The following is a 1,011-nucleotide window of genomic DNA, read 5'->3' as shown; positions in this document are numbered from 1 at the left end:
ACAGCTTGATCTGGAGTCCATTCAGTGCCTTGAGGGTGATGACAAGCGCCATCAGAGAGGGAGAAACCCATTTTCCAAAAAGGAGTGATTCGGGAGCCTTTGCCATGACCGGGTGAATATCAAACTCGCCTGGAAGATAACGCGGATCCCGGCTCTTCCTTTTACATTCGGGACAGCCGTAAGAAACAGAATAGTGCCGGATGATTTCCAGTTTTCCTGGAATGTATCTGACTTCATGACGGACCAGCTTTCTGCCGATCGGAGTGAGTTCCGTACCGCAGACGGAACAGATTCTCTGGTCTTCAGACAGTTCGTGAAGTTCATCTGTGACAGGAAGGTTCATCTTTTTAATAAGATCTTCCAGAGATTCCTTCGGCTTACGGGCTTTGGAACGAACAGGCCGTTTCCTTGCGGAAGCTCCGGGAGCAGGGGTTTTGGCAGAAGGACCGGATGGCTGGTCATGATCGTCCTTTTTATCTGGCTTTCTCTTTTCAGAACTCCTGCCATACTTCTGAGCAGCCATCAGCCTGATCTGAGCAGACAGATCAAGGATCGTGGCATTTGCCTGATCCAGCTGCTCTGTGAGGCTCTTAATCAGTTTTCTGTTAGCTTCATTCTCTTCCTGGCTCTTCTCATACTGAATGGTCAGCTTGTTAATGGCCTTGTTCAATTCAACCAGCTGATGAAAGAACTGGTTCTCGCTGATGTTGCTCGTATTGATTTCTGACATAATTTTCCCTGTTTAAATTATACCATAAATCAGACTGAAGTCGCTTTATTTAAAGCGTTTTCGGCACTATTCTATCTCCTTTTTACTGTTGTTTTCTGCTCTGGAGAGAGCCCCTCAAGCAGCCATCTCAGCTGCTGCGGGCTAAGTTCTCTGACCTCGTTTTTGTCTCTCGGCCATCGAAAATGGCCGTCATCCAACCGTTTATAGAGCAGCAGAAATCCATCCTGCTGCCAAAGAAGGCCTTTGATTCTGTCCGCTCTTCTGCCGCAGAACAGGAACAG

The 1,011-nt window shown here is 47.7% G+C and carries 2 protein-coding genes; both read right to left on the bottom strand.

Going from position 1 to position 1,011, the window contains the following annotated elements; translation table 11 throughout:
- The coding region (locus tag BO222_RS11000; RefSeq protein WP_198932074.1) for an IS66 family transposase zinc-finger binding domain-containing protein at nucleotides 1-730 on the bottom strand (730 nt) is incomplete at its 3' end.
- Nucleotides 731-801: 71 nt separating this feature from the next.
- Nucleotides 802-1,011, bottom strand: a 210-nt coding sequence (tnpB, locus tag BO222_RS10995) for an IS66 family insertion sequence element accessory protein TnpB (protein ID WP_143356875.1), incomplete at its 5' end; no start/stop codon positions are given.

This window comes from Ileibacterium valens, assembly GCF_001945525.1.
Classification (GTDB): Bacteria; Bacillota_I; Bacilli_A; order Erysipelotrichales; family Erysipelotrichaceae; genus Ileibacterium; species Ileibacterium valens.
The sequence above is the reverse complement of the archived record's forward strand: the minus strand, read 5'-3'. Positions and strand labels throughout refer to the sequence as shown.